The organism is Halomonas sp., from assembly GCF_052095695.1.
In the GTDB taxonomy this organism is placed as follows: domain Bacteria; phylum Pseudomonadota; class Gammaproteobacteria; order Pseudomonadales; family Halomonadaceae; genus Vreelandella.
Genome location: NZ_JBQDLQ010000086.1, coordinates 1 through 6,368 on the forward strand (window position 1 = coordinate 1; position 6,368 = coordinate 6,368).

4 protein-coding genes and 1 pseudogene are annotated in these 6,368 nt (G+C 47.6%); all 5 read right to left on the bottom strand.

The features are described 5' to 3' along the window. Positions 1–95: 95 nt before the first annotated feature. Positions 96–1,565 (bottom strand): type I restriction-modification system subunit M, encoded by a 1,470-nt coding sequence (locus tag ACTH5D_RS14455; RefSeq protein WP_441672444.1) that lies wholly within the window; start codon positions 1,563–1,565, stop codon positions 96–98. Continuing rightward, a complete protein-coding gene (locus ACTH5D_RS14460) occupies positions 1,565–3,118 on the bottom strand; it encodes a Fic family protein (protein ID WP_441672446.1) in 1,554 nt (517 codons plus the stop codon). Before ACTH5D_RS14460 ends, ACTH5D_RS14455 begins: the two co-directional genes overlap by 1 nt. Positions 3,119–3,246: 128 nt before the next feature. Then, positions 3,247–4,026: a hypothetical protein gene (locus ACTH5D_RS14465; protein ID WP_441672448.1), complete on the bottom strand. Its 780-nt coding sequence runs from the start codon at positions 4,024–4,026 to the stop codon at positions 3,247–3,249. Further along, positions 4,023–5,648 (bottom strand): AAA family ATPase, encoded by a 1,626-nt coding sequence (locus ACTH5D_RS14470; RefSeq protein WP_441672450.1) that lies wholly within the window; start codon positions 5,646–5,648, stop codon positions 4,023–4,025. Before ACTH5D_RS14470 ends, ACTH5D_RS14465 begins: the two co-directional genes overlap by 4 nt. Continuing rightward, positions 5,649–6,368: pseudogene (locus ACTH5D_RS14475) on the bottom strand (hypothetical protein); the annotation flags it as partial.

A 6,368-nucleotide genomic window follows, 5' to 3' on the forward strand; every position in this document is an offset into this window, starting at 1 on the left:
GCCGCTTTCAAGTGCACTTCAGCAGATTGATAGCCCCGCCAAACGCCGCTGGCCTTGGGCGAAGTGGAAGTAACAAGCCTCTGGCCAGTTACCTTCTATTCGTTCACAGCCTCGAAGCTCGCCAGCGCTGAGCGGAGATTTTCCATAATCTCTTCTGCCAATATCTCAGGCTCAGGCAAATTTTCCAGGTCCGTCATGGAAGCATCGCGAAGCCAGAAGATATCAAGGCTTGCTTTATCTCGAGCCAACAACTCTTCCCGATCAAAAGCACGCCACCGCCCATCAGGCGTTTCTTCACTCCAGGTAGCTGTGCGCTCATGTCGATTACTCGCGTGGTAGCAAGCAATAAAGTCTTCTAAATGAGTGTAGGTGAGAGGCTTTTGCTTTAGCGTATGATGCACATTGGTACGGTAATCGTAATACCAAACCTTGGAAGTTTGCGGGTCAGGGCTAGCAGGACGGTTATCGAAGAAAAGAACATTCGCCTTAACCCCCTGCGCGTAGAAGATGCCGGTGGGCAGCCGCAAAATGGTGTGGAGATCTGTAGTTTGCAGCAGCTTACGGCGAATCGTTTCGCCTGCACCGCCTTCGAACAGCACGTTATCAGGCACCACAACGGCTGCTCTACCCGTCGTTTTCAGCATCGTGCGAATGTGCTGAACAAAATTAAGCTGCTTATTCGAGGTGGATGCCCAGAAATCCTGACGATTGTAGTTGAGCTCCTCAGATGTCTGCTCGCCTTCAGCATTGGTGAAACTCATCGAGCTTTTCTTGCCGAACGGCGGGTTAGCCAATACGTAATCAAAGGTCTCATCAGTTGGTGAGACCAGTGCATCAGCGGGAGACACCAGCGTTTCGCCGGTGATTTCACCAATCCCATGCAGAAACATGTTCATCAGACAGAGCCTACGGGTGCCCGCAACAATTTCATTACCAAAGAAGGTTGAATGCTTAAGAAAGCTCTTTTGATCCTTGTCTAAAGCATAATGGTTAGGATCCGTCAGGAAGTCATGCGCTGCCAGAAAAAAGCCACCTGTACCACATGCGGGATCGGCAATAGTTTTACCTGGCTCAGGGCGAACACATTCCACTATTGCGCGAATCAAAGCGCGAGGAGTGAAGTATTGGCCCGCTCCAGATTTGGTGTCTTCAGCATTGCGCTCTAGCAGGCCTTCGTAAATATCACCCTTCACATCAGCGCCTAGCATCACCCACTTTGTACTGTCCACCATATCGATCAGGCGGTACAGCTTGGCAGGGTCGGTGATCTTATTTTGCGCCTTAGTAAATATCTGGCCCAGCATGCCTTTCTGTTCGCCCAACTTACGCAATAGAGTGACGTAATGCACTTCTAATTCCGCTCCGCGCAGGCGTGTCAGGCTCGCCCAGTCGTCCCCTTCAGGAATGCCCACATCGCGATTGTAAGGCGGTCTGGCATATTCATCCGCCATCTTGAGGAAGATAAGATAAGTCAGCTGTTCCAGATAATCGCCGTAGCCCACGCCGTCATCGCGCAGCGTGGTGCAAAAACTCCAGACCTTGGAAATAATGGGGGCAGTGTTCATTAATGCGAATCCTTGGTGGCCAGCACACTCTGACCTAAAACGGTTAACCGGTATTTTTGCAGACGACTGCGGGGTTTATCAGGGATCGTCATCTCAATTAACCCCTGCTGAATGGCGATTTGCTGATAGTGTTCTCTGAAATGCTTTTCATCTTGCAGCCCCAAGGCTGTCATTAAATCCACTCTTCCCATTTCACCCTCTAACACTTCAAGCAATCGTAACATTTCGGGGGTGACTTCGGGGGTGACTTCGGGGGTGACTTCGGGGGTGACTTCGGCCACTGCCTCAGTATTCACCAGAAATCCTTTGTGAACAGGTAACCGAATTAAAAAGTAGCTGCGTTCCTCGTCAGTTTCGAAAACAGGATCTGGAGAACCATTCGCTTTCATCACTCGAAGGATCTTGGGCACGCCCGTTGAACGGCCTTCCGTCAAATCTAGCTCTTTTAAAAACTCACCAATGCGCCGATTACGATAGCGACGGCTGACCGCTTTGCCTGCCTGCAGGTCTTGCAAACGGATAGAGCGATCTGGCCCTGGAAAGCTTAGTACTATCAGCTCTTGTCCATCAATACGTATTTCAATGGGCTCACGAACTTCATAGGAACGATGGTAAACCGCATTCACCACTGCCTCTTCAATGGCAGCCAGCGGGTAATTCCAGAAACGCTCAGCCTGAGGACGATCAGCGTGCTTGGTAACGCCTTCTTTCAGGTAGTTACGATTGATGTAGTCCAAAGCATTGCGCGTAATAAGGCCCAGAGGCCCTTTGAATACTTTTTCTTCAAAATGGTCACCGCCCGCACCGTCTGGGAAGTACACCACGTCTATCTGAGTGGCCGGGAAGAATTGCTCGGGTTGCTCATTAAAAAACAAGAGGCCAACGTTCTTGGGAAAGGCCATTTCGCTTGGCCCACCGACCACGTTCATTCGGCGACCCAGGGTTTCAATATCCAGCTCGCGGGCTTCAGCCAATAACTCACTGCCGATATCATGCAAAAAATCACGCATCAAATAGGGAGAAAGATCGCTTAAAGTGGCCATTTGGCGATAGCGGTCATCAAAAGGGACGGTGGCTGCCAAACTGAGCAACTCGCGTTCATCTTGCCCCGAGGCCTTCACGGTGCTGGTATGCTTACGCAGGTAATAGGCCCAATCACTCTTCTTGCCCAAGCTAGTTTTGGCTTTATAAGGCCGTGTTTCTCCGCCTGGAGCCCAAAGCGCCAGGATGGTTTTACCCTGAATCTCATAGGTAGCGGTTAGCGGATGATAATGCGGTGCAATGGCCGAATGCCCCAGGTTTAAAAGCTCTTTTTGGATGGCATCGATTTGCTCAGGTAACAGACCAATAGGCGGCAACTGCGGCTGGCCATTCTTTTCACAAACACCAACCAGTACATAACCTCCACCCAAGTTGTGAAAGTCATTAGCGAAGGCGCACAAGGTGTGCAGGATAGCCTCAGGATTCCAACCTTCCTTGTACTCAATCCTTTCGCTTTCCACCGTGCGGTGGTGGAGTAAGTCATCAATATTGATAGGGAGTTTGTTATTCATTAGCCAACTTCAATAAGGCTGGATAGATCAAATGACCAAAATAATTACCACAGCACACCCCGTCATAACGCAAGATAGCAAAAAAGCTCCATACCCTGTAAACAGTAGAGTCTGTGTTCATGTGAATCCTATGATGAAGCCAAAATAGCGTCGATCAAAGGGTTCTCTTTGTGGCGTTGTAAAACACGTTTAGCGTATGCGGAGAATTGAGCTTTAGGCTGAATGGCTCGATGTAGATAAGCGACAGCATCATCAAAACTGGCTTTAGATGCCAGGTCTCCGGCGGCACATTGACGCTCAGCATGGCAAGCCGCAATGATCTTTTCTTTCAACAAAATTGAATGTTGCCTACGCTCTTCAATTAAAGCTGAGTGATTTAAATGATAAGCTTTTATCGAAATCTCGCCGCGCATCTTACGCACATCGTTTTCATCCGAATATTTTGGTATTACTCGGCCATCGGTTGTGAACTCAATCGCTAAGGGATCGCCAGCTTTACAAGGATCAAGTAGCGCAGGAAGCTCATTACTCTCTTCGGCTTCACAAGTGGCACGATGACACCCTGTGCAAAGAGGAAAAGAATCTCCTTTTCCGCCGGTTTCGCCTGTTTTTTTATCTTTCCTAAGACTATTGCAAAAAGTGCAGGAGAAACGAAAATTTGAAAACCGGAACGCAGCCCAGCTATAAATCGATTTTGGGCGATAGTGATCAACAGCTCCATCAGAGCGAGGTTCACGTACTTCACAATAAAAACATTTTCCATTGGAAACACTTTTCAAGTTATCTTTACAATCTCTCCACACAACCGAATGATCATTTATTTTATCAGGACCATCATCAAAAGCTCTTGCTGCACGCTCATTATAGTTCTCGGGCATTTCAGCAAAAGCAAGATCAATAAATCTCATTTTTTGGCTCCATCCGCATTCGTGCTAAGTGCCTCTTTAACCAAGCGGCGAGCATCCTGAGCACTTAAATGCCCTCCATGTTCATTTTTTTCATTATCAGCAGTAAATGATGCTCGTGCTTTAATGTATTCAGTAAAAACAGGATCACGCATCTGATGACGAAAACCAAGAGTCTCTAACTCAACACTCAGCTTCTCTAAGTGATTACTTTCTGCACTAGTCAATTCAGGCTTTACTATGAGACTTTTTTGCTCTTCGAGAAGCTGTTGTGTATACGTATCCAGAGCGGCATTTAGATCAAACATGTCGCTAGTAATTACTCCCGCATACCCCATACCAATAGGGTCGATGTCAGGCTCTTCGGCGGAAATACTTAGAGTCTCATCGTCACGTTTCAGTATCTGTACTTGTTCCTTCCGCAACTCCGCAACTGCAATAGGGTTATGAGTTGCCAGAAGGACATGGCTTGTCCGGTTATTGTCATTCTCATCTTTGAGAAAATCTTGGATATGCTGAAGATATTCAACACTCCAACGTGGATTGAGATGTGTATCAGGCTCGTCCAGCAGAAAAAGACTGGCTTCCTCGGATGTGAACTGAAGTAGGCCAAGAACAGTTAATAATTGCTGTTCCCCTTCACTTAATTCGCGGAACGTTACGGAGCCATCGTTCTTTTTCAGTTTAACCCTGATCCGCACCTCGTCGATCAAGCCTGAAACATGTGTGCTTTCAAGATCGCGGAAGAATTCAGCTGACGTTTTTCCATTGGCCAGCTCTCGTAAAGCATCAATGTCCTTGGCAAAAAGGTAAAGATACTCCAGCGTTCGATAACGTCTTACATCGTAAAACTCTTTGCGCTTGATACGAATCGGCGCCAGCGAGATATCGTAAAGCTTGGCAAGAAAGTCGCGAACAATTCCTTTAGAGTGCCAGAAACGAGCATCGCCGCCTGAGGACTTGCTATTGAACCAATAAGGCTGCTTGAGCACGAACAACACAGATTCAATTCCACCTTCTTCAAGCCCCAATTGCTTCTGCAGAAATTCGTTAGTCTTTCTCCTGTTATTAACTATAAAAGAAAGTAGCACAAAGTTGCTGTGCACAGGCTCGGCAAAGAACATACGCTTTAGCCCAGGCTCCTTGTTCTGGATCAACCTGTCATCGTAACTCTTAAGATAGGCGCGAAAGACATTCTTCATCCGTTCGCTTTCACCAGAGTAATAACCGAATAGAAAGCGAGGAATATGCTCCGATTCTTCCCCTACCAGCTTAGCCCGGCTTATTGACTTTCCTTCTAAATTATCAAATGAACCGCCAACCGGATAAGGCACTTGCTGATCAGCCTTATCAATTGTTTTTGCCTGATAGGCATTTTTCCGTTTAGGATCAGCGTCGATGAATACCCAGCGACCCCGGATTTCATAAGCGATCCGATATTTAAATGATGGAAGTCGCTCCGCCATCAGTAGATCGCGGAAGATAACGGTCAGGGCTTCGAGCACATTGGACTTACCGGTGCCGTTCCTTCCAATGAGTACGGTGATCAGGTGATCCTCTGAGAAATCGATCGTCAGATCCCTGAGGTTCTTATACTCTTCAACCCAAAACCAATCGATGCGCATTCAGCCCACCTCAGTTTTCGTGAGTCGTAACCAGTCTTCATCATCACGGCGCTCGATTTCGATAGAACCGTCTTCAACATATTCCTTGAGCTGGCGATAAAACGCCTCCACCTCATCGGAAGGTGTCTCATCAAAAATGCCCAACTCCCGAACAGCTTTAGACGCCGACATCCAACTATTTTGTTTTTTTAACACTTCAATTAAGTTGGCCAATGTTGGCCTCCTTACCTTCGTTTTCGGTTTGCGTGATGCCGTGGTCTTGCGTTCACGCTTGACGGTTCGTTCTTTCTCTGCTTTTTCGACCTTGAGATGCGCCAGCAGCTCCCTGGCAGACTCATCCATAGAGTCTTGAGGCACCAACTGACCAGAAAATGCTTTTTTCAGAATGGATTGTTGCAAGGCGGCTGCGCGAGTAAGGCCTGCATCAATTTCAGCTTCGAGTGCATCGGCGGCGTCGAGTTTTTCGTCAACGAGGCGGACAATTTCGATTTGCTCGGCATGGCCACAAAGAGGAACAACCAGTGTCTCAAGAGTATTAAGGTTAATATTTTTCTGCGCTGTGGCCGGCGCATAAGCTTCAATGTTAGCCCTGGCACTCTTGATAAAAAGCTCGACAAACTTCGGTGTGATGATCTCTTCGAAGGTCGCAAACCCAACAACACTATCTGGAAAACAAGCATTGAATGTCAAGAAAGCAGTTTCTGCTATGTTCGCAGCGAT